This window comes from Bacillus sp. CZDM1 (genome assembly GCF_055502545.1).
This window is the reverse complement of the sequence record NZ_JBUESO010000002.1, coordinates 389,567-410,793: the sequence shown is the minus strand read 5'-3', so window position 1 is coordinate 410,793 and position 21,227 is coordinate 389,567. Positions and strand designations below refer to the sequence as shown.

Below are 21,227 nucleotides of genomic sequence, written 5' to 3'. Positions count from 1 at the left end.
TCATATACAGTGTTAAATAGGTCATAAAAATGCCAGCTCTTTTTTTAAATAACCATTTCTATTCATAATAAACGTTAGAATGACATCAATTTCTTTATCAAAATATTCCTCGTCCATATTTATATAGGGATCTTTCCTAATAAACGGCTTCAATTTTTGAAACTGTTCTTCAATAATCGGTTCCAATGTTTCCACATTAAAGTGATTTTCTAAGATGGAAGACATGATTTCCTTGTATCTTGATCTATATGGGTAAATATGGAGAAGCCTGCCAGTCAAGGTATTATAGCCACTAATGGGAACAAAATCGTGTTCAAGCATTCTTCCATGAAGGTCTCTTCCCCAGGTCCCATCATAGTCCCAAGGGGTTATTTCAAACAGGTTGTTTTTGGTATTTAGATAAAGAGCATAGTTATGGATAAAGCCATCAAAGTTCTGTGTACATACAACACCGGCAAGCCATCTTAGGTATTTCTCAATATCCAGGATTTTCCCAACTTCCTTTTCAAACTCCTCATTAGGAAAAGTGTTAATCATTTCGATGAAGTCTTCTAACAGAGATAAATCTTTTGGTTCTCCATATTTTATCGTGTATCCCTCATCTAAACTGGTTTTTAGTTCGTTCTCAGGCGAGAGTAAGGAAAAGTTTGCAAAATAATTAGTGGCATATATGATGGGTCCAACTGGAAGATTTCTTTTTTTCAAAAGATGTTGATCAAAAGATTCCAGTTCTAAATAAATTCCTTTACAAAAACCATTTATATAAAGAAGTACGTGCTTAGAGTGTGGCGAAATTACACCAATAGTATCGAAAAAATCAAGAGAGAGCTTATTGCGGCTTAGTGAAATATCATCGTATTCTGCATTAAGATGAATTTCATGCGCTCCATTGAAGAGATAAGGGTTTTGAAAAATAATATTATAGGACTTTTTCTTCTTCTTTCTAATAACATTTCCCCGGTAGGTGATTCCGATCTTGTATTGATTATCGTCAATTTTTAAGACTGCAGGGAAATGCTCATTCTCCCAAATATCATCTTCCATTTTCTGAAGCCATTTTGGATTAATGAAGATTTCGTATTTTAACACGTTAATACTCCTATACATACATTTTTTCTAGATAGTATGCAGCTCCCCAGTTGAATGTGCAGTACAAACATCCAATATTTTGATATAGGACAAATGTGGACAGGTAAATATTAGTGAAATGAATTTTAAAAATATATGTTTGTCTATATCAAGGTCTACATTATTACCATAAATTAGAAGTGAATATAATATTTTTATGGAAAGTGGTGGAAAAACCCAGATGAAGAAGGACATGAATCAGATGCTGTCAAAAGCTAAGGATAATGGCGTCGTTTTATTTCTAAATAACAATCCAGATGAGAAGCAAGACAAAAAATGTTTCTGTGAGGATTCAGATTCAAGTGGCAGCAAAGGGTCAGACGGAAGTCGGGGGTCTAAAGGAAGTAAGGGCTCAAGTGGCAGTCATGGGACTTGCGGCAGTAGAGGCAGCAAGGGATCTGATGGAACTAGAGGGTCCAAGGGTTCACGCGGTTCGGGTGGAAGTAAAGGATCCAAAGGCTCGCGCGGTTCGGGTGGGTCTCGACGAAAGAAAGGTCCTAAAGGCCCGAAAGGTCGAAAAGGTCCTAAGGGTCCTAAAGGAAGAAAAGGCAAACACAGTTCGGGTGGAAGTAGAGGATCTAAAGGCTCGCGCGGTTCGGGTGGAAGTAAAGGATCTAAAGGGACACGTGGTTCTAGCGGCAGAAAAGGATCTAACCGCGGTTATAGTTATGGCGGTAAAAACTCTGGTGGAACGAAAGGCAGCAAAGGATCTCGCGGAAGTAAGGGCAGCAGAGGTTCCAGTGGTTCCCATGGATCTCGTGGCGGCAAAGGTCCTAAAGGCCCTAAAGGTCCTAAAGGTAAAAAAGGACGTCGTGGTTCAGGTTGCAGCAGAGGTTCCAAGGGCTCACGCGGCTCTGGCAGAAGTAAAGGTTCCAAGGGCTCACGTGGCTCTGGTGGAAGTAAAGGTTCCAAGGGCTCACGTGGCTCTGGCGGAAGTAAAGGTTCCAAGGGCTCACGTGGCTCTGGCGGAAGTAAAGGTTCCAAGGGCTCACGTGGCTCTGGCGGAAGTAAAGGTTCCAAGGGCTCACGTGGCTCTGGCGGAAGTAAAGGTTCCAAGGGCTCACGTGGCTCTGGCGGAAGTAAAGGTTCCAAGGGCTCACGTGGCTCTGGCGGAAGTAAAGGTTCCAAGGGCTCACGTGGCTCTGGTGGATGTAAAAGTGCATATGGCGGGTATGGTTATGGTGGCAAAAAAGGATCAAAGGGCAGTCAGGGTTCTAGCGGTAGCAAAGGATCCAAAGGATGTAAAAGCTCACACGGTTCCAAAGGATCAAAGGGCAGTAAAGGATCGCACGGTAGCAAAGGACCCAAAGGCAGGAAAGGATCGCACGGCTCCAAAGGGTCTAAGGGCAGTAAGGGGTCTAGCGGTAGCAAAGGATCCAAAGGATGTAAAAGCTCACACGGTTCAAAAGGATCAAAGGGCAGTAAAGGATCGCACGGTAGCAAAGGACCCAAAGGCGGGAAAGGCTCGCACGGCTCCAAAGGGTCTAAGGGCAGTAAGGGGTCTAGCGGTAGCAAAGGATCCAAAGGCAGTAAAGGCTCACACGGCTCCAAAGGGTCAAAAGGCAGTAAAGGCTCACACGGTTCAAAAGGGTCCAAAGGCAGTAAAGGCTCACACGGTTCAAAAGGGTCCAAAGGCAGTAAAGGCTCACACGGCTCCAAAGGGTCAAAAGGCAGTAAAGGCTCACACGGCTCCAAAGGGTCAAAAGGCAGTAAAGGCTCACACGGTTCAAAAGGATCCAAAGGCAGTAAAGGATCGCACGGTAGCAAGGGCTCAAAAGGAAAAAAATAATATATCTCAAACCGGTACTATCGGAGTACCGGTTTTTTGTGGCTGCCAGAAAATCGTAAGATAGTTGCCTATTAAGGCACCCTCTAGGCATTGGTTTAGCTACTAAAAGTTAGGCGTCTATCCGACCATTATTTTAATAAAATTTCTAGATACCTGCTGATTTACATAAATTCAAGATATTCGTTTAGTTCAAGCCCCTAAGGAACTACGTATGATAAAGCAAAGGACAAGAGAAGACAGAAAAAGGAGAAATCTTAAAATGAAATTTTAGACAATTGAAAGGAGAGAAATAACTTATATGTATCATCCATCGACGGTGATCATTACTATACTTGCCTTTTTTCTAACAATGTTGATGATATTCATCCGTCCGAAAAATATGAATGAAGCAATTCCAGCAACCATCGGTGCTATAGTGGTTTTATTTAGTGGCAGTGTGTCAATACCAGATTTACTTGATATCAGCTCTAAAGTAACCGGAGCTGCCGTTACGATTATTGCAACCATTGTAATGGCAATCGTACTTGAGAGTTTCGGCTTTTTTAAATGGACGGCTGCACTTATGTTAAAAGTATCAAAGGGTTCAGGAATGAGACTGTTTTGGTACACATTACTACTTTGCTTTTTAATGACACTATTCTTTAACAATGATGGCAGTATTTTAATTACCACTCCAATATTAATCTTAATACTTAAACATTTGGGACTAAAAAAACAACAAATGATTCCATACCTTTTAAGTGGTGCATTAATCGCAACTGCTTCAAGTGCACCTATTGGTGTTAGTAATATAGTAAATTTAATCGCACTAAAAATTATTGGAATGGATTTATATCTTCATACAGCAATGATGTTTGTCCCAGGAACAATAGGGTTGTTATTCTTATCCTATTTATTATTTCTTGTTTTTAAAAAGGACATTCCGAAAGAACTACGGTACCATTCCTACTCCATTCCACTACATCAAAAAAACCGCTATCACCCTTTGAAGAAAAACTCTGAAGAGATATTTGACAAGCACAAAAAGCTCATGATTCAGATGCTCATATTTGTTTTTATTATGCGAATCAGCCTTTTTGTTGCCTCATTCATAGGAATATCTGTTTCTTTAGTAGCAGTAGTGGGATCAATTATCCTTTTAGTTTGGAGATGGGTCCATATCGGTGTAAGTCCTAAGGATATGCTTTTTAAAACACCATGGCATATACTAATATTCGCATTCAATATGTATATCATCATTTATGGCCTTCATAATATTGGTCTCACTGCCATCTTGGTTAATCATTTAAGTGAACTTGTGCAAGGCAGCTTGTTACATGCAAGTATCACAATGGGAACTTTGACAGGTATATTATCAAACCTTTTCAATAACCATCCTGCATTAATGGTTGCCACTATAACACTAACTGAGATGGGATTGGATCCACTTACACTAAAAACAGTATACCTAGCAAACATTATTGGCAGTGACATAGGTTCATTATTACTCCCAATTGGCACATTAGCAACTTTAATATGGATGCATATCCTTAGGGAAAATAAAATACAAATAACTTGGATGGATTACTTACGAGTCACAATCATTGTTATTCCTCCAGCATTAATCTTTACCCTTATTAGCTTGTATTTATGGCTGTTACTTGTATATGTATAAAAATCATACTAGAGGATTCACCTTTTGTTGGTGCAAATTTTCTTGAATGGTTGGGAACAAGTATAGTAAACGATTACATCATAATGATTGTAAAAAGTTATACGGATAAAATTCATATGTATCATTTGAGTACCATGTTAAAAAAAGGCATACCAAATAGAGCTAACAGGACTTTGTGGATGGTCCTGTTGGTTTTTATTTTTGAATGTAGACTTTAAATATCTTTGTAAAAAATGGATACAACAGATAACCAATGAAAAATCCAAGTACATTTAAAATGAGGTCATCAATATCCAGGCTGCCTCTCAGAGTAATATATTGCAGTAACTCTATCAATGAAATAACAAGTATAGGAATATAAACCAATTGGAATATCGTGCGAACTTTCATTTTCAGAAAAATTCCAAATGGTATGAACAAGCCAACATTTGCCGCCAAATTATAAAAGGAAATCAATCCGTTCACTTTTCCGGATAAATAATAGATGATGGTGGAAAAGGGCACAAGGTTAATAGCCTGATAGATTTGGTCACTAGGTCGAAAAAATAGCAAAATGAATAAAGCAAGAGAGTAGAGTAATAATAGAATACGAACTTTTGAATAGGGAAGATCTAAGGTTTGTTTGCGAATAAATAAGACTAAGCAGAATACTGCCATAACTAAACAAAATAAAATAACACCTAAAACGACCGGGTGAAGATAGTCCATTAATTGGAAAAGTACAGGAGACAATATAAGAAATAGTGTAATAGATACAATCAAGGATAATAGAAATGACTTTTTCATTGAACGGACCTCTTTAACGATTTCTTTCATTATATCACCCATTCCATTATTCAAGGAAGGATAGTGGCTACCCAAGATATTAAAATACACGTTGAATCAGTCCTTTCAGCCGAAAGGGCTTTTTTGATTATCCAAATTAATCAAATTTTCCAATAAAAAACTTGAACTATTATATACGTCCTTGAATATATTTATTCAAAGGTGAAAAAGGATGGGTTGTTGATGAGTATCCTCGTTAATCATTTGTCAGAACCGCGCCGTAAAATCATTGGCCTGTTAAAAAATAAAGGTTCGTCGACGAATAGCGAGCTCGCTGGAAGTTTGGATATTAGTGGCGAAGCCGTACGTCAACACCTCGTACAACTAGAAAAAGAAGGGTGGGTTACACGCTTTTCTGAGAATAACGGTGTTGGTCGTCCTTTATGGCAGTACCGCTTAACCACAGCAGGGGAACATCTATTCCAAAAAAATTATGATCATTTAACGATTGAGGTTTTCGATACATTAACACTTTTAGGAGAAGATGTACTAAAAAACTTGCTATCTGCGATGATTGCGGAAAGAATTCACCAGTGGGAACCAAAGTTAACAGGATTAAGTACGATCGAACGCCTAAACGTATTAAAGGACTTTTATAAGAAAGATGATTCTTTTATGGAAATTGAAAATAAAGATGATTCTTATTCCCTTATTGAGCGTAACTGTCCATTCCATAATGTTGCCATGAAGCGGCCAATACTTTGCAGTGTAAGCGTTTCTGTTTTAACGCACTTATTAGGGTGTTCGGTAAAGAGAGAGAAGCGACTGCAAAATGGTGACGGATGTTGTGCTTTTCGGGTTCTATTGAATGAACCGATTTCTGAAAACACATCACGTATCATCATAGAGGATGAGTAATCCTACAAATCAAAAAGGGATGATGTGGTCATGAAGAGTGAGCAGCTGCTTATTTTATGTGAAAAGTTTCCACATTTATTTAACAAACAAACAGTGGAGGAACATGGTAACTTAGCCAATGTTACTGCCTTTGCTGAAGCAATAAAACAATTAATTACACTTTGCGGGGATGACCCAGAGCGTAATGGATTACAGGAAACTCCATATAGAGTTCTTAAAGCCTTCCTTGAGTACACGGAAGGATATCATGAAGACCCTAAACTTCATTTAGAAAAAACTTTTGATATCCGCCATAAGGGGCTTATTCTAATAAAAGATATCGAGTTTTATTCTTTATGCGAACATCATTTTTCTCCATTCTTTGGAGTTGCACATATTGGCTATATCCCAAAGGAGAAAATAACTGGACTTTCCAAAATGGGGCGTTTGGTGGAAGGCTATGCTAAAAGATTTCAGGTCCAGGAGCGACTTACCACACAGATAGCAGAAGCCATTGAAGAAGTATTAGAACCAGAAGGAACAATGGTTGTCGTAGAAGCGAAGCATATGTGTATGTGCAGCAGAGGAATTAAGAAGGCGAATACTGTTACCACAACATCAAGTATTCTTGGTATCTATGAAAACCGACCAGATCTTCGGGCTGAATTTTATTCACTTATAAAAAACGCAAGGGAGTAAGGATATATGGAAAATAAGATCAAAATTTCTGATAATGGTCCATTGGAAGTAAGCGGTGATTTTCAATTATTTGATTCAGAAGGCAATGAGTATACGAAAAAGGCAAAAGTTTATCTTTGCAGGTGCGGACTGTCCAATAAGAAACCATTTTGTGATGGGTCTCATAAAAGAGAGGGATTTGAAAGCAGCCCAAGAGCTTCAGGATAATAATTAAATAATTAGAACCGGATGACATCCATATGATGTCATTCTTTTTTTGAATTTAAATCTTCATTAAGAGCCTTTTTTCAAAAAAATTGACGACGCAGGAGTTTGTCTTTAACCTTTATAACCTTAATTAAATACTATAGTAATAAAAGGCAGGTGAGTAACATGTATTTGGTTGGCTTTTATTCACCAAAGGCGAAATCAGGTGTTACGGAATTATCCTTATCCATTTATCATTGGCTTAAAATGAATACTGATTTATCAGCTGCATTTATTTCATATGGGACATTAGAAAAGGAAGGTCTTTCTGAAGAGGTAATCCATGATTTTTCTAAATTGACACTTACAGAACAAAAACGAATCGTAAAGAAAATGAAGAAAGAGTTCGATATTATTATCTATGATGCTTCGAGTCAGCTTTCTGAAGGAGTATTAAAGCTTTTGCCAATTGTGGATAGATTATTTGTTATCGGTGAAGAAAATACAGATTTTGCTGTCAAACTCCATCAAATCATCCAATTTAACAAAATTTTTGATAAAAGTGTAAAGAATTTCATTCAGCATTTAAAAGGCAATAAAACCTTTATTATTCGTGAAAATAAGGAAGGTCGTGTCATAGGCTTTAATTACACGAAAAAAGAAACAAATGATATTGGTCAAATGGTATACAGAGATTATGTAACGAGCTATATAGAGGAAAAATTTATTGAAAAAAATGAAAAAATCTATAAAAAGATTAAACTAATTCCAAAAGAGACTTTGTTTCGTGGCTTATACGAGCTTGGAATTGATTTTGAGAAAGCATTACTTTTTCACGAATATGTTCTTTTACGGGAAGCATTAGGACAAAATTATCATGAAGCACTCGAAAATCTTTTCCCTCTATTAATCAATTCCTCCTTTGAAGAAATCCTAGAAAAGTTTCAAAATGAAATCAAATTTATCACAAAACTAAAATTATCCTAAAAAAGTCAGGAACCGAATTTCCTGACTTTTTTATCGTTACAATTATAAAGTATGCTTATTACTACTTAACAAATGGTCCAAATACGGTATAATATTATTTGCAATAACCTATGATTTTAGAAAATGGTTGAAGATGCAATCTATTTCTATTACTATTTTTATGTAGAGTCAATATTGAAAGTGAGTGGACATTATGGGCCGTAAATGGAACAATATTAAAGAAAAGAAAGCCTCAAAGGATGCAAATACAAGTCGTATTTATGCAAAATTTGGCGTTGAAATTTATGTAGCAGCTAGAAGGGGTGAACCGAACCCTGAATCCAATCAAGCTTTAAAATTTGTATTAGAACGTGCTAAAACGTACAATGTACCAAGACATATTATTGACCGTGCGATCGACAAAGCTAAAGGCGGTTCAGAAGAAAGCTACTCTGAGCTTCGTTATGAAGGTTTCGGTCCTAATGGTTCAATGGTTATCGTTGACGCTTTAACCAATAACGTGAACCGTACAGCATCTGACGTTCGTGCTGCATTTGGTAAGAATGGCGGAAACATGGGAGTCAGCGGCTCTGTTGCTTATATGTTTGATGCCACAGCGGTTATTGGTCTTGAAGGAAAAACAGCTGATGAAGTTCTTGAAATCTTGATGGAAGCTGATGTTGACGTTCGTGACATCTTAGAAGAAGATGAATCCGTTATCGTTTATGCTGAACCAGAACAGTTCCATGCTGTGCAGGAAGCATTTAAAAATGTGGGAATCACTGAATTCTCTGTCGCAGAATTAACAATGCTGGCACAAAACGAAGTGACTCTTCCTGAGGATGCACAAGCAAAATTTGAAAAAATGATCGATGTTTTGGAAGATCTTGAAGATGTTCAACGAATTTATCACAATGTCGATTTAGGTGAATAGTATTTATGCAGACCTTTGTTTTTACAAAGGTCTTTTCTATTAGATTATTGGTAAGGATGGTTTTTAAATGGCAAACACTTTTAAAATTCAACAACCCAAAATACCAGATGATTTAACATCTACAAGTTTTCAACCAATGGAAGAGCCTTATTATGAAATGAGTATCATAAGTGATTGTTCCATTATGAGTGAAGAAATACATAGAATACGTTTCGAACAAGTCATTTTTAAAAATGTTACTTTTACAGATGTTGCTTTTAAAAGTATCGAATTAACTGATGTTATTTTTGATCACTGTGATTTATCCAATACAGATTTTAGTGATGGAAGTATTCATCGTGTTGAATTTAAAGACTCTAAAATCCTTGGCCTTAATCTTTCCGATGCCTCACTCGGAAATGTTTTGTTTCAAAATTGCAATGCAAATTTGATATCGTTTGGGTATTCCAAACTTAAGCAGGTACGTTTTGATTCTTGTTTACTTCGCAATGCTGACTATTATGAATCCAATTTTAATAAGGTGGCATTTAAAGAATGTGATTTAAATGAGGCCAATTTTGAACAAACTCCTTTGAAGGGGATTGATTTAAGTACCTGTACCTTTGATCAAATAAATGTTTCTTTAAAAGATATAGCTGGCTGTGAGGTTACAGCACACCAAGCCTTAGGATTTGCACGATTATTAGGATTGATAATAAAATAGGAGTTATTAGGGAGCTCGTTAGATTGCTCCCTCTTTAGGGTTATAAGAAAGTTAAACACATCGTGCCCGAGGATAAGCATGAAATAAAAATGAATATGACAAACTAATAAAAAAAGGGGATCAATAAATGAAACAAGGTCTGGATTCTAAGGTACTTTCAGTATTAGAAGATAAAATCCAATTAATTAAAACGAATAAAGGTGCAATTTATTTAGTTGGACCTATAAAGCTTCCTGTTAATTTATACGGAGAAACAGTGGAGTTCAAATGGTACTGCTGGTTAAATTGTAATGAGGTTACAGAGGATTTCGAAAGGATTATCGATAAATTATCATCTTCCAACTTAGCTGAATTTCAACAGTCAAGTGTCTTAGTATATGGGGACTTTGAATATGGTGAGGATGCGATTATTCGTATGCATTCCATTTGTCACACAGGTGATATTTTTGGCAGTAAGCGCTGTGATTGCGGCTACCAGCTTAAACAATCGATGAAAATGATTCAGGAACATGGAACAGGTGCATTGTTCTATTTAGCTAACCACGAGGGAAGAGGAATCGGCTTATTTAGTAAAGCAATGGCCTATGTGTTACAAGAAAACGGATATGACACCGTAGAGGCGAATGAAGGACTTGGATTTGTTGATGACTCAAGAAATTACAGTGACGCCATTCAAGTTCTAAAGGCTATTCGTCAAAAACCAGTAACCTTAATGACAAACAATCCCAAAAAGTTAAATGCATTAAAAGAAGCTGGTTTAGAGGTTTCAGGACGTCAGCCTTTATGGGGAGATATTTCTGAATATAATGAGAAATATTTACAGACAAAAATTAAAAAGTCAGGTCATCTAGAAGAAGATAAAAGGACTTATTCAAATGACTAATCATGAATTTTATATGGATTTGGCCATAAAAAATGCGCTGGCGATGAAAGGCCAAACGGACCCGAATCCATTGGTCGGTTCAGTAATTGTAAACGATAACCGTGTAGTAGGAATAGGTGCTCACTTGAAGGCTGGAGAGCCGCATGCTGAGATCCACGCAATTCGGATGGCTGGCGAAAAAGCAAAAGGCGGTACCATTTATGTGACACTGGAACCATGTTCCCACCATGGAAGGACAGGTCCTTGTGCTGTAGCGATTGTAGAAGCAGGAATTAAAAAGGTTGTGATTGCAACCCTTGATCCAAATCCGGTTGTTTCAGGAAATGGTGTGAAAATCTTAAAGGATGCCGGAATCGAAGTTATTGTAGGTGTCCGTCAAGAAGATTCACAAAGGATGAATGAAGTTTTCAATAAATTTATTGTCGAGAAAAAACCATTTGTTACATTGAAAGCAGGAATCACGCTTGATGGGAAAATTGCCACGCATTCCTTTGATAGCAAATGGATTACTTCTGAAGAAGCACGAAGAGATGTCCATCATCTTAGAAATGAAAACATGGGCATCCTTGTTGGCGTTAACACGGTCATAAAAGATAACCCAGAGCTAACCACCCGGATACCGAATGGCCGTAATCCTATTCGAATCGTTTTGGATTCAACTTTAAGGATCCCTTTGGAATCGAAGGTGATTACAGATAACCTGGCTGAAACATGGATATTTACAAGCGAGAATTTTGACAAAGAAAAGCGAAAAGTTCTTGAAAACTCTGGAGTTACTATTTTTCAAACTACCGGTTCTAAACATGTTAATCCAACTGAAGTTCTTCAAATATTAGGTGAAAAACTTGTTTCCTCTGTTTTAATTGAAGGAGGAGGAACGGTTAACTGGTCATTTTTAGAAAATAAATTAATTGATAAAGTTGTCCTATATATCGCTCCGAAAATAATCGGCGGGCACAACGCTCCATCTTTCTTAGCGGGAGCAGGAATGGATAAAATGAAAGATGCCGTGCAATTATCCAATTTATCTGTGCAGCAAATAGGCTCTGATTATAAATTTACTGGATATCCGATATATGCTCACGAGGGGCTTTGATATGAAATTTGGTTTTGATATTGATGATACTTTAATCAACCTGAGAGAACATGCATTTACGATTTATAAAAAAAAGTTAAACAAGAATGTACACATTGAGGAATTCCACGCTTTAAATAGAGTTGAAATTCATGAACCCTTTGGATTAAATGACGAACAGGGAAAAGAAATGTGGAACAGTTCATTAGAAGAGGTCTATTTTACAAATTGTCCTCCTTTTCCACATGCAGTCGAAACGCTTCAGGAACTTGTTGAGAAGGGGCATGAGGTTTACTACATAACCGCGAGACCGAAAGAACATGGAGAACGGACGAAAAAATGGATGATTGAACAGGGTTTCCCTGTTCGGGATGACCGTTTTTATTATGGAATGCTGGATCACGAAAAGGTTCAAATCATCAAAAAATTAGAGCTGGATTATTACTTTGATGATAAAGCTGAGGTATTAGATACTCTTTCACATGATTCCTTAAAAGTGTTTGTAAGGGACCAGTCCTATAATCGACATTTACACTATCCCCGAATAGTAAATTGGACAGACTTAAATGAAGTATTAAAAAATGAGCTTGAATAGAGAAGACAGAAGGGCATTTCAGACCCTTCTGTTTTTTACTTTTCACAGATTCAGGCAGAAAATTAGAGAAAAGGAGAGTAAAACGAAAAAAAAGATGAATGTGTGCGTTTACATTCAATTTCACAAATTTGTCACAATCATTTATACTGTGATTTGTTCACAACGGCCCTGACTTTCATGAGAGTTGAAAGTCAACAAAAAATATAGAATTGAATAGAGGTGCTTCATGAAAAGTTACACACTTAAAGAACAATGGTTCGGAAATATCAAGGGGGATGTATTATCCGGAATCGTGGTCGCGATGGCATTAATACCAGAAGCAATTGCCTTCTCACTTATTGCTGGCGTGGACCCAATGGTTGGATTATATGCATCATTCTGTATTGCAGTTGTCATCGCATTTGTAGGAGGTAGACCGGGGATGATTTCCGCTGCAACGGGTGCAACTGCTTTGGTCATGGTGACGTTAGTTGCAGATTATGGGTTGCAATATCTGCTTGCTGCAACCATCCTAACGGGCGTGATTCAAATCGTCATGGGTGTTCTCAAATTAGGACGGTTAATGAAATTTGTACCGCGTTCCGTTATGATTGGATTCGTAAACGCACTCGCCATCTTAATTTTTTCTGCACAATTAACACACTTTGCTGGAGAATCTTGGGCAATGTATGCGATGGTCGCCGGAGCCTTAGCCATCATTTATATCCTTCCACGTTTTACCAAGGTGGTTCCATCTCCATTAGTGGCGATCATCACCATTACCGTAATTGCAGTAATGACTGGCAGTGGTGTACGTACGATTGGTGATATGGGGGAATTAACGCAGACTCTGCCATTTTTCTTAATTCCAGATATTCCGTTTACTTTTGAAACATTAAAAATCATTTTCCCTTATTCACTATCCATTGCCATTGTTGGGTTAGTGGAATCATTATTAACAGCTTCGATTGTAGATGATATGACGGATACAACAAGTGATAAGAATAAAGAAGCAAGAGGACAGGGAATCGCAAATATTGTTTCCGGATTTTTCGGCGGTATGGCTGGCTGTGCCATGATTGGTCAATCCGTTATTAACGTGAAATCTGGAGGTAGAGGCAGGTTATCTGCGTTAGTAGCTGGTGTCTTTTTAATGGTCTTAATCATACTTTTAAATGATTTCTTAGTTCAAATTCCAATGGCAGCATTAGTTGGTGTGATGTTCATGGTTTCCATCGGCACATTTGATTGGGGAGCCTTAAAAAACATCCGCAAAACTCCAATCTCTGACACAATTGTTATGATTGCGACCGTAGGGACGGTTCTTGTGACTCATGATTTATCAAAAGGTGTTCTGGTAGGAATTTTATTAAGTGCCATTTTCTTCGCTTCAAAAATTTCAAAAGTAAAAGTATCCACATTAGCTTCAAAAGGTTCACATAAAAAAGTCTACACTGTCTCAGGTCAATTATTTTTTGCATCTGTAACAGAATTTGTGGAAAGCTTTCATTACAATGAGAATGTAAAAGAAGTAACGATTGATTTAACTCAAGCTCATTTATGGGATGATTCGGCTGTAGGGGCCATTGATAAAGTAATCATAAAATATCATCAGAATGGCATAAAAGTTCAGTTAATAGGTCTAAATAAAGAGAGTAATAAATTGATAGAAAAGTTAGCAGTTCATACTAAGCCAGGTAATCTTGAAAAGGCAGTCGGACATTAAAATAAATAAAAACACGCTGATTGATACAAAATCAGCGTGTTTTTTTGCGATAAAATCCATTCACACAATTTTCATATTTTTCAATTATTACATCGTTCATATTCGACATAAACAGTTTGTATTTGTTGCTTGTCAATGACTATTTCCTGATTATTTTTGATAGATAAAAGAAATAACGTCGAATAAATGATTAACCGGTCGCAATTTATAGATATTTTCCATTTAACACTGGTGCTACAATGAGGGCAAGTAAGTATTACATAACGGAGATTGTTTTTAGAAAAAGGAGGGAACCCCATGCCAAGAAAACAATGTGTTGCCATGTTGCTGGCAGGAGGGAAGGGAACACGGCTGAAGGAATTAACTCAGAATTTAGCAAAGCCAGCTGTCCCCTTTGGAGGCAAATACCGAATTATTGATTTTGCACTTAGTAATTGTAAAAACTCTAGCATTGATACAGTTGGAATCCTTACACAATACAAACAAGAAACCTTAAAGAATTATATTGCGGATGGTGAAAAATGGGGCCTTAATCGAAAAATTGGCGGTGTTGCTATACTGCAGCCTACTAAAAAGGATAATGAAGATAACAGCTATGAAGGGACCGCACATGCCGTTTACGAAAACCTCCGCTATATTGAAAATCAAAACCCGGAATTTGTACTCATTCTTTCTGGTGATCACATTTATAAAATGGATTACAGTCAAATGGTAGAAGAGCATAAGCGATCTGGTGCGGATGCTACCATTTCAGTCATTAAAGTCCCATGGAGTGAAGCCAGCAGATTCGGTATCATGAATATTGATCCTGAGTCAAATCGGATCATCGAATTTGAGGAAAAGCCTGTTCATCCAAAGTCTAATCTAGCTTCCATGGGGGTTTATTTATTTAATTGGCCAATATTAAAGGAATATCTGGAAATCGAGGAGTGCAATCCATTTTCTTCAAAAGATTTTGGTAAAGATGTTATTCCATCTATGATTAAGGATAACTGCCATTTACATGCGTATCACTTCAATGGCTACTGGAGGGATGTTGGTACCGTCCAAAGCTTTTGGGAAGCACATATGGACCTTTTATCGGTAAATACGAACCCGATACTTAAAAATGAAGAATGGATTATTTATACGAACGGAATGTGCCATCCACCTATGTATTTGGATGGCAATGCTTCCCTGCACCAATCCATCATAAATGAAGGCTGCAAGGTTTATGGAAAGGTTGAAAATTCTGTGCTGTTTTACGGTGTGATAGTAGGCCATGGGGCAATCATTAAGGATTCCGTTATTTTACCTAACACGATTATTGGTGAAAATGCTGAGATCTACCGCTCAGTTGTTGGAAGCGGGAGCATAATTTCTGCAAATGCAAAAGTAGGATCTTCAACACCATTTAGTGAAATCACTTTAATAGGAGATAACCAAACGATCAAACCACTCGTTTATAAGTAATGGTAATGCGGAATCTACGAGGATTTCGCATTTTTTATTGCTATTAAAGGGAAAATTAGATATATCTACACAAATTTATACAGGCGGCCACAATCTGAGATTGTGGCCGCCTGTTGTTTATTTTAGTTTATTATATTCATTTTTAATTTCTTCAACTGTTTTCTCAATTTCCTCTCCCCAGTGATCGTTCACAGTTTTAAAAACGACCTTTCCATCTTTATCAAGCATCCCGTAACCTCTATATGCAACATCACCATTTTTCATACCCATGAAATCAATTAATTCCAAATCAGGATCAGAAACAAAGGGGAGGCTCTTACCATAAATACTTTCTAATTCTTTGTATAATTGAAGTTGTTCCTCAGGTAAATCTTTGCTAAGTACATACATTTCTACATCCATGCCTTCTAATTTATCGATATTTTCATGCAACTGAACTAGTTGCTGGTGGCAGAGTCCTCAGGTGTAGGAAGTAATAAAAAAGAATACCGTTGGTTTTGTTAAGGGAAACGTTACTTCCTTCTGATCCTGGTTATGTAATGTGATGGGCTCGTTAAGTGTCTTTTGTCCACACGCTGTTATAAGCAGCATCGAAATGAGGGCCAAGACCATTAATTTAAACTTCATATTTTTCTCCTTACCAAATTTTATTGTGATTAACTACTTTATTGTAGTGTAAACTATTTTATCAATCAAATAATTACTCTTATCGTTATTCGCTCAAAAAAAACCAGATTGGAATTTCCATTCTGGTTTTTCCCTGCTTTATTTTTTCTCTGCAAGCCATGAAGCAACTGCAGCTGCGTCGTCCCCCTTAAGGAGTCCTCCAGGCATACCGCCTTTACCATTTTCAATAATATCTAAAATTTCATCTTTGGAGTATTGTGAGCCGATTTTATCTAGATCAGGAGCTCCTCCACTTTTTAAATCTCCACCATGACAAGAAGAACAGCTTTGTTGAAATAGAGCCTCTCCATTACCTGCATCAGCGGTTTGTTCCTGTTCATCGTCTGCTGGTTCCTCAGTAGGTGTTGTATCTTGTTCAGTTTCATCATCACCGCCTCCACAAGCTGTAAGAAAGCCTATAAAAGCAACACAAATTAAACTATAGAGCAGTTTTTTCATTTTATTCACCTCCATAAAATAGTTTTTCTTTTATTGCAGCCGAATATTCTGCTTTAATATTAAAAAATTCGTTTTTTGATGAAAACATTCAAACAATTGTTTGACCGTTTTCATCAAAATTGTATATACTAATAATCAAATGAACGTTTGAATGAGGTGGGAATCATGAGTAATGCGTTAGAAAAAGAAAATGAAAAAACGGTTTATCGTGTCCAAGGATTCACCTGAGCAGGCTGTGCCACTAAGTTCGAAAAGAACGTAAAACACCTGGATGGTGTTTCTGATGCAAATGTAAACTTTGGTGCAGCAAAATTAACCGTTTATGGACTTACCACCATAGAGGAAATAGAAAAAGCAGGAGCCTTTGAAAATATAAAGGTTGTTCCAGAGAAACAAAAAGTAGTAGAGAAGAGAGTACCGTTTATACAAAAACATTCAACTGTCATCATTTCTTTCGTTTTCTTACTGATTGGATGGTTTTCAGGACAAATGAATGGGGAAGAGAGCATCCCTTCGATTTTAGCGTATGGTGTGTCTATTTTAATTGGCGGTTATCGGTTATTTAAAACAGGGATTAAGAACTTATTCCAATTGGAATTTGATATGAAAACCTTGATGACCATCGCTGTCATAGGTGCTGCATTTATTGGAGAATGGGGTGAAGGAGCAACCGTTGTTATCCTCTTTGCAATAAGTGAAGCGCTTGAATCGTATTCAATGGATAAGGCACGGCAATCGATCCGATCCTTAATGGATATCGCGCCAAAGGAAGCATTCATTCGAAGAGGAAATAAGGAGCTCACAGTTGAAGTGGAAGACATTCAAATTGGTGACACTCTAATTGTAAAACCAGGACAAAAAATCGCCATGGACGGGATTGTGGTTAAGGGTTTATCTGCCGTAAATCAGGCCGCCATCACTGGTGAATCTGTCCCAGTTGCTAAATCAATAGATGATGAAGTCTTCGCTGGAACGCTAAATTCGGAAGGGTTACTTGAAGTTAAAGTTACCAAACATGTTGATGACACAACGATTGCGAAGATTATTCATCTCGTTGAGGAAGCCCAAGCGGAAAAGGCACCATCACAAGCGTTTGTAGATCGCTTTGCTAATTATTACACACCTATTATTATGCTAGTCGCATTAGGTGTCGCTGTGGTTCCACCATTATTCTTTGGTGGTGAATGGGATAAATGGATTTATCAAGGTTTAGCCGCTCTTGTGGTTGGCTGTCCCTGTGCATTAGTTATATCCACCCCCGTTGCGATTGTAACGGCAATTGGAAATGCTGCTCGAAATGGTGTTCTGATTAAAGGCGGGATTCATTTAGAAGAAATGGGAGCAATCAGAGCCATTGCCTTTGATAAAACAGGAACGCTAACGGAAGGAATTCCAGTTGTTACTGATTATCTCCCCCAGCAGAATACAGATGCTAGCGAAGTATTAACCATTATTGCAGCTTTAGAAAACGGTTCTCAACATCCATTAGCTTCAGCAATCATCAAGAAAGCAGAACAGGAAAATCTGCCTTATAGAGAACTTGCTATAGAAGACTTCTCCTCCATAACTGGTAAAGGGTTAAAAGGTAAGGTCAAAGGAAAAATCTATTTTGTAGGAAGTCCAAAGTTATTTGATGAAATCTTACTAGATGGAATTCCAGCATATTTGAAAAAGACCATTTCCAACCTTGAAAATAAAGGCAAGACGGTCATGCTTGCAGGCACTGAAACAGAAATCTTAGCTCTCTTGGCGGTTGCAGATGAAGTAAGAGGAAACAGTAAATCCGTCATAAAGAAACTACACTCTTTAGGTATTCAAGAAACCATTATGCTAACAGGTGATAATACTGGGACTGCAAACGCAATAGGAAGTGAAGTAGGAGTCTCAAATATAAAATCAGAGTTGCTGCCACAAGACAAATTAGCCTTCATTAAAGAATTAAGAAACAAATATGATCGTGTAGCAATGGTTGGAGACGGAGTTAATGATGCACCAGCATTAGCTGCTTCCACTGTTGGAATAGCGATGGGCGGGGCAGGGACGGATACTGCACTTGAAACGGCCGATATTGCTTTAATGGCCGATGACTTAGGTAAGCTTCCATTTACGTTAAGACTTAGTCGAAAAGCTTTGAATATCATTAAGCAAAATATTACATTCTCCTTAGGAATTAAGCTTGTTGCATTGCTACTAGTCATACCTGGCTGGCTTACACTCTGGATTGCTATATTTGCAGATATGGGTGCTACCCTGATTGTCACATTAAATGGATTAAGACTTCTCAAAATCAAAGACAAATAATTTAGGGCTTCCCAAGTGATTGGGAAGCCTCTTGATTATTTCTAACTAACAGTAAACATCCAGGTTACTCCAAATTTGTCTTTCACCGAACCATGAAGTTTCGCGAAAAATGTTGGTTGAAGATCATGAAGAGTGTTTCCGTCTTCTTTAAGTACGTTCCAAGCTCTAATCGCATTTTCCTCAGAATTAAGCTCTATACTAATACAAACTTTCCCAGCATCTTGTAAATCCTGCCTATAATCGGAACCCAGAATATAGCCGTTTTCGGTTATTTTCATTTCAACATGTAAAACAAGGTCTTTATCATTTTCAGCGATAGGGAAATCAGGGCTTGGTGGCATATCCCCATATTTTTGAATAGTAATGATTTCTCCATCAAAAGCTTTTTGATACCATTTAAAAGCTTCATCGCATTCTCTGTTAAACATTAAATAGGGTTTAATCATTTTTTAGTCTCCTTTAGTAATTACAATAATTTTTACCTTATACTCCAATTATTATAATCGAACATTAGTTCGATTATCAAGTATTATTTAGGTTTTCTTCGTTTAAATGGTAAAAAAAGAATAAGCTGTCAATGTTACTTGACAGCTTTTAAGGTTCATCCCAATAGCGGACACTTTCTGTTTTCGATGTAGGATCTCTTTTAATTACATTTCCTTCTTCATCATAATAAACTTCATATTCCTGATAGATTTCCACGTAATACCCGTCCATTTGTTTAACACTATCAAGCCTATTCTCCAAAACCGGTACATCGGTTGGCGGTTCTACGTCAACAGGCTGTGCCACAGCTGGTTCACTGGTGGAATAGGAATAGCCGCTATGGATAAATGAGTACGGCGAATCAAGATAGCCTACCAGAGCAACAATGATACATAGGAATAAAAACGTCGTGAAATGAGAGAGTATTTTCATTCATCTCAACTCCTTTTAACAAGTACATCCTCGTAACCTATCTTATGCATGTCCTAATTACATATGCTAGTTTGTTTTTAAGACTAAAACTTTTGAACGATAAAATTGATACACGATTAAGGCTATGACTGAAATAATTGCACCAGATATATAAGGTAAGCCGATAGAAAGTGAAAATAACCAACCGCCGAGGGGAGGTCCAACAATTCTGCCTAATGAATCAAAGGAGGAAAGCAGTCCAGTTGCACTTCCATGACCAGAATCTGTAGTTTTGGTCAGCAGGGAAGAGACACTTGGGCGAATGACGCCGTTTCCAATCCCAAAGATAGATAAAAATATAGCAGCAGTTGCAAAACTGTTTACTAGAAGGATTAAAGCAAAACCAACCGCCGAGACAATAATTCCACCTTGTATCACTTTACCTTCACCGTATTTCTTTGTTAATCTGCCAACCAAACCGCCTTGTACCATCGCACCAGCAAATCCCATAATCATGAATATATAGCCTAATTGTATCGCTCCTAGTCCCGCTTTTTTTGCAGCAAAATAGGCAAATGTCGCTTCTAAACCAGAAAGAGAAAGAGAGATTAACAACTGTAATAAAAACAATATGGATGCAGGACCAGTAAATGCTTTCCATCGTGATTGTGTTTTACTTTGGTTCATCTCAGTACTATTTTTTTGTAAGGATTCTTTCAATAAAAAGAAAATAATGACTAAGGTTATTAATGAAGATGCCCCAGCTAAATAAAAAGGCATACTCATGCTTGTTTTAGAAAATATTCCACCAATGGCAGGGCCAAATACAAAACCGAGTCCAACTGCTGCCCCTATAATGCCCATCCCTTTACCACGATTTTCGGGGGTCGTTATATCAGCAACATAGGCCATTGCAGTTGGCATATTAGCAGATGATAACATTCCGCCAATAATACGCGCTGCAAATAACATCCAAAGCTCTGTAGCCATCGCCTGCATAAAGAAGGATAACGATAAACCTGCAATGCCCATCATCATGATTGGCTTACGTCCGATTCGGTCGGATAATTTTCCCCAAAATGGTGCAAAAATCAGCTGCATGAGTGAATAAACAGCCATTAATAATCCGAGTTGTGTAGGGGATGCCCCCATCTCTTCTGCATAAAAAGGCAGAACAGGGATGATGATTCCAAAACCGATCATCACTAAAAACATGACTAAAAATAAAATAGGTAACGCTCTTTTTGTTTCCAAATACTCCAACTCCTATATGATCTAAACACTTCAAATCCATATGTATAATATTGATTAAATTTTGGGTGCTATGCTTAGAATAATAGAAAACATGAATCCAATACAAGTAATTCAATTTTTTATTTCATTTAATTTTGCAAAACAGCCAAAAGGAATCCATTTAAGCAGCTATCATTTAGATAGTAACGAACTAGCAGTTACTAGCAATTGATTAGCAGA

General features: G+C 37.4%; 21 protein-coding genes and 1 pseudogene. 14 read left to right on the top strand and 8 right to left on the bottom strand.

Annotated features, from left to right (window positions below; all coding sequences use genetic code 11):
- Positions 1 to 21: 21 nt before the first annotated feature.
- Positions 22 to 1,089 (bottom strand): CotH kinase family protein, encoded by a 1,068-nt coding sequence (locus ACY3XC_RS06470; protein WP_464867821.1) that lies wholly within the window; start codon positions 1,087 to 1,089, stop codon positions 22 to 24.
- A gap of 707 nt (positions 1,090 to 1,796) precedes the next feature.
- On the opposite strand from ACY3XC_RS06470, the gene ACY3XC_RS06465 reads away from it, so the two are divergent.
- Both ACY3XC_RS06465 and ACY3XC_RS06460 read left to right on the top strand, forming a co-directional pair.
- Positions 1,797 to 2,981, top strand: a complete 1,185-nt coding sequence (locus tag ACY3XC_RS06465) for a hypothetical protein (RefSeq protein WP_464867820.1) — start codon at positions 1,797 to 1,799, stop codon at positions 2,979 to 2,981.
- Between the two features lie 234 nt (positions 2,982 to 3,215).
- Positions 3,216 to 4,571: an arsenic transporter gene (locus ACY3XC_RS06460; protein WP_464867818.1), complete on the top strand. Its 1,356-nt coding sequence runs from the start codon at positions 3,216 to 3,218 to the stop codon at positions 4,569 to 4,571.
- A gap of 195 nt (positions 4,572 to 4,766) precedes the next feature.
- Here ACY3XC_RS06460 and ACY3XC_RS06455 read toward each other — a convergent pair whose 3' ends face one another.
- On the bottom strand, positions 4,767 to 5,357 hold the full coding sequence (locus tag ACY3XC_RS06455; RefSeq protein WP_464867817.1) for a VanZ family protein: 591 nt from the start codon (positions 5,355 to 5,357) through the stop codon (positions 4,767 to 4,769).
- A 222-nt stretch (positions 5,358 to 5,579) separates the two neighbouring features.
- Between ACY3XC_RS06455 and ACY3XC_RS06450 the strand changes: the two genes are divergently transcribed.
- From ACY3XC_RS06450 to ACY3XC_RS06400, 11 genes are all read left to right on the top strand, one after another.
- Positions 5,580 to 6,254 (top strand): helix-turn-helix transcriptional regulator, encoded by a 675-nt coding sequence (locus ACY3XC_RS06450; RefSeq protein ID WP_464867816.1) that lies wholly within the window; start codon positions 5,580 to 5,582, stop codon positions 6,252 to 6,254.
- Positions 6,255 to 6,284: 30 nt separating this feature from the next.
- On the top strand, positions 6,285 to 6,932 hold the full coding sequence (gene folE, locus ACY3XC_RS06445; RefSeq protein ID WP_464867814.1) for a GTP cyclohydrolase I FolE: 648 nt from the start codon (positions 6,285 to 6,287) through the stop codon (positions 6,930 to 6,932).
- 6 nt (positions 6,933 to 6,938) lie between these two features.
- A complete protein-coding gene (locus ACY3XC_RS06440) occupies positions 6,939 to 7,139 on the top strand; it encodes a CDGSH iron-sulfur domain-containing protein (protein WP_464867812.1) in 201 nt (66 codons plus the stop codon).
- A 165-nt stretch (positions 7,140 to 7,304) separates the two neighbouring features.
- On the top strand, positions 7,305 to 8,105 hold the full coding sequence (locus tag ACY3XC_RS06435; protein WP_464867811.1) for a hypothetical protein: 801 nt from the start codon (positions 7,305 to 7,307) through the stop codon (positions 8,103 to 8,105).
- A gap of 193 nt (positions 8,106 to 8,298) precedes the next feature.
- Entirely contained in the window at positions 8,299 to 9,018 is a 720-nt protein-coding gene (locus ACY3XC_RS06430; protein WP_179160850.1) for a YebC/PmpR family DNA-binding transcriptional regulator, read from the top strand.
- 67 nt (positions 9,019 to 9,085) lie between these two features.
- On the top strand, positions 9,086 to 9,721 hold the full coding sequence (locus ACY3XC_RS06425; RefSeq protein ID WP_464867810.1) for a pentapeptide repeat-containing protein: 636 nt from the start codon (positions 9,086 to 9,088) through the stop codon (positions 9,719 to 9,721).
- Positions 9,722 to 9,848: 127 nt separating this feature from the next.
- Positions 9,849 to 10,604, top strand: a complete 756-nt coding sequence (locus ACY3XC_RS06420; protein WP_464867809.1) for a GTP cyclohydrolase II — start codon at positions 9,849 to 9,851, stop codon at positions 10,602 to 10,604.
- Entirely contained in the window at positions 10,597 to 11,700 is a 1,104-nt protein-coding gene (ribD, locus tag ACY3XC_RS06415) for a bifunctional diaminohydroxyphosphoribosylaminopyrimidine deaminase/5-amino-6-(5-phosphoribosylamino)uracil reductase RibD (RefSeq protein WP_464867808.1), read from the top strand. The genes ACY3XC_RS06420 and ribD overlap by 8 nt, the downstream gene beginning before the upstream one ends.
- 1 nt (position 11,701) lies before the next feature.
- Positions 11,702 to 12,274, top strand: a complete 573-nt coding sequence (locus ACY3XC_RS06410; RefSeq protein WP_464867807.1) for a 5' nucleotidase, NT5C type — start codon at positions 11,702 to 11,704, stop codon at positions 12,272 to 12,274.
- Positions 12,275 to 12,500: 226 nt separating this feature from the next.
- A complete protein-coding gene (locus ACY3XC_RS06405) occupies positions 12,501 to 13,979 on the top strand; it encodes a SulP family inorganic anion transporter (RefSeq protein ID WP_464867806.1) in 1,479 nt (492 codons plus the stop codon).
- A 297-nt stretch (positions 13,980 to 14,276) separates the two neighbouring features.
- Positions 14,277 to 15,431 (top strand): glucose-1-phosphate adenylyltransferase, encoded by a 1,155-nt coding sequence (locus ACY3XC_RS06400; RefSeq protein ID WP_464867804.1) that lies wholly within the window; start codon positions 14,277 to 14,279, stop codon positions 15,429 to 15,431.
- 117 nt (positions 15,432 to 15,548) lie between these two features.
- Here ACY3XC_RS06400 and ACY3XC_RS06395 read toward each other — a convergent pair.
- From ACY3XC_RS06395 to cccB, 3 genes and pseudogenes are all read right to left on the bottom strand, one after another.
- Positions 15,549 to 15,875 (bottom strand): annotated as a pseudogene (locus tag ACY3XC_RS06395) (hypothetical protein); the annotation flags it as partial.
- A gap of 15 nt (positions 15,876 to 15,890) precedes the next feature.
- Positions 15,891 to 16,058, bottom strand: a complete 168-nt coding sequence (locus ACY3XC_RS06390; RefSeq protein WP_464867803.1) for a hypothetical protein — start codon at positions 16,056 to 16,058, stop codon at positions 15,891 to 15,893.
- A gap of 138 nt (positions 16,059 to 16,196) precedes the next feature.
- The gene (cccB, locus tag ACY3XC_RS06385; RefSeq protein ID WP_464867802.1) at positions 16,197 to 16,556 is read right to left on the bottom strand and encodes a cytochrome c551; all 360 of its coding nucleotides are present in this window, start codon (positions 16,554 to 16,556) and stop codon (positions 16,197 to 16,199) included.
- Positions 16,557 to 16,721: 165 nt separating this feature from the next.
- Here cccB and ACY3XC_RS06380 point away from each other — a divergent pair, with 165 nt between their 5' ends.
- On the top strand, positions 16,722 to 18,857 hold the full coding sequence (locus ACY3XC_RS06380) for a heavy metal translocating P-type ATPase (RefSeq protein ID WP_464867801.1): 2,136 nt from the start codon (positions 16,722 to 16,724) through the stop codon (positions 18,855 to 18,857).
- A 41-nt stretch (positions 18,858 to 18,898) separates the two neighbouring features.
- On the opposite strand, the gene ACY3XC_RS06375 is transcribed toward ACY3XC_RS06380, so the two are convergent.
- The 3 genes from ACY3XC_RS06375 to ACY3XC_RS06365 all read right to left on the bottom strand — a co-directional run bounded on the left by ACY3XC_RS06375 (position 18,899) and on the right by ACY3XC_RS06365 (position 21,008).
- Positions 18,899 to 19,303, bottom strand: a complete 405-nt coding sequence (locus tag ACY3XC_RS06375; protein WP_464867800.1) for a VOC family protein — start codon at positions 19,301 to 19,303, stop codon at positions 18,899 to 18,901.
- Between the two features lie 148 nt (positions 19,304 to 19,451).
- Positions 19,452 to 19,775 (bottom strand): hypothetical protein, encoded by a 324-nt coding sequence (locus tag ACY3XC_RS06370; protein WP_464867799.1) that lies wholly within the window; start codon positions 19,773 to 19,775, stop codon positions 19,452 to 19,454.
- A 66-nt stretch (positions 19,776 to 19,841) separates the two neighbouring features.
- Positions 19,842 to 21,008 carry an MFS transporter gene (locus tag ACY3XC_RS06365; protein ID WP_464867798.1) on the bottom strand — a complete coding sequence of 389 codons (1,167 nt, stop codon included), beginning with the start codon at positions 21,006 to 21,008 and terminating at the stop codon, positions 19,842 to 19,844.
- Positions 21,009 to 21,227 lie beyond the last annotated feature (219 nt).

Excerpts from the sequence above, each read along its gene's own strand:
- ACY3XC_RS06465 (WP_464867820.1), top strand. The coding sequence starts at position 1,797 with ATGGCGGTAAAAACTCTGGTGGAACGAAAGGCAGCAAAGGATCTCGCG.
- ACY3XC_RS06460 (WP_464867818.1), top strand. The coding sequence starts at position 3,216 with ATGTATCATCCATCGACGGTGATCATTACTATACTTGCCTTTTTTCTA.
- ACY3XC_RS06455 (WP_464867817.1), bottom strand. The coding sequence starts at position 5,357 with ATGAAAAAGTCATTTCTATTATCCTTGATTGTATCTATTACACTATTT.
- ACY3XC_RS06450 (WP_464867816.1), top strand. The coding sequence starts at position 5,580 with ATGAGTATCCTCGTTAATCATTTGTCAGAACCGCGCCGTAAAATCATT.
- folE (WP_464867814.1), top strand. The coding sequence starts at position 6,285 with ATGAAGAGTGAGCAGCTGCTTATTTTATGTGAAAAGTTTCCACATTTA.
- ACY3XC_RS06440 (WP_464867812.1), top strand. The coding sequence starts at position 6,939 with ATGGAAAATAAGATCAAAATTTCTGATAATGGTCCATTGGAAGTAAGC.
- ACY3XC_RS06435 (WP_464867811.1), top strand. The coding sequence starts at position 7,305 with ATGTATTTGGTTGGCTTTTATTCACCAAAGGCGAAATCAGGTGTTACG.
- ACY3XC_RS06430 (WP_179160850.1), top strand. The coding sequence starts at position 8,299 with ATGGGCCGTAAATGGAACAATATTAAAGAAAAGAAAGCCTCAAAGGAT.
- ACY3XC_RS06425 (WP_464867810.1), top strand. The coding sequence starts at position 9,086 with ATGGCAAACACTTTTAAAATTCAACAACCCAAAATACCAGATGATTTA.
- ACY3XC_RS06420 (WP_464867809.1), top strand. The coding sequence starts at position 9,849 with ATGAAACAAGGTCTGGATTCTAAGGTACTTTCAGTATTAGAAGATAAA.
- ribD (WP_464867808.1), top strand. The coding sequence starts at position 10,597 with ATGACTAATCATGAATTTTATATGGATTTGGCCATAAAAAATGCGCTG.
- ACY3XC_RS06410 (WP_464867807.1), top strand. The coding sequence starts at position 11,702 with ATGAAATTTGGTTTTGATATTGATGATACTTTAATCAACCTGAGAGAA.
- ACY3XC_RS06405 (WP_464867806.1), top strand. The coding sequence starts at position 12,501 with ATGAAAAGTTACACACTTAAAGAACAATGGTTCGGAAATATCAAGGGG.
- ACY3XC_RS06400 (WP_464867804.1), top strand. The coding sequence starts at position 14,277 with ATGCCAAGAAAACAATGTGTTGCCATGTTGCTGGCAGGAGGGAAGGGA.
- ACY3XC_RS06390 (WP_464867803.1), bottom strand. The coding sequence starts at position 16,058 with ATGAAGTTTAAATTAATGGTCTTGGCCCTCATTTCGATGCTGCTTATA.
- cccB (WP_464867802.1), bottom strand. The coding sequence starts at position 16,556 with ATGAAAAAACTGCTCTATAGTTTAATTTGTGTTGCTTTTATAGGCTTT.
- ACY3XC_RS06375 (WP_464867800.1), bottom strand. The coding sequence starts at position 19,303 with ATGATTAAACCCTATTTAATGTTTAACAGAGAATGCGATGAAGCTTTT.
- ACY3XC_RS06370 (WP_464867799.1), bottom strand. The coding sequence starts at position 19,775 with ATGAAAATACTCTCTCATTTCACGACGTTTTTATTCCTATGTATCATT.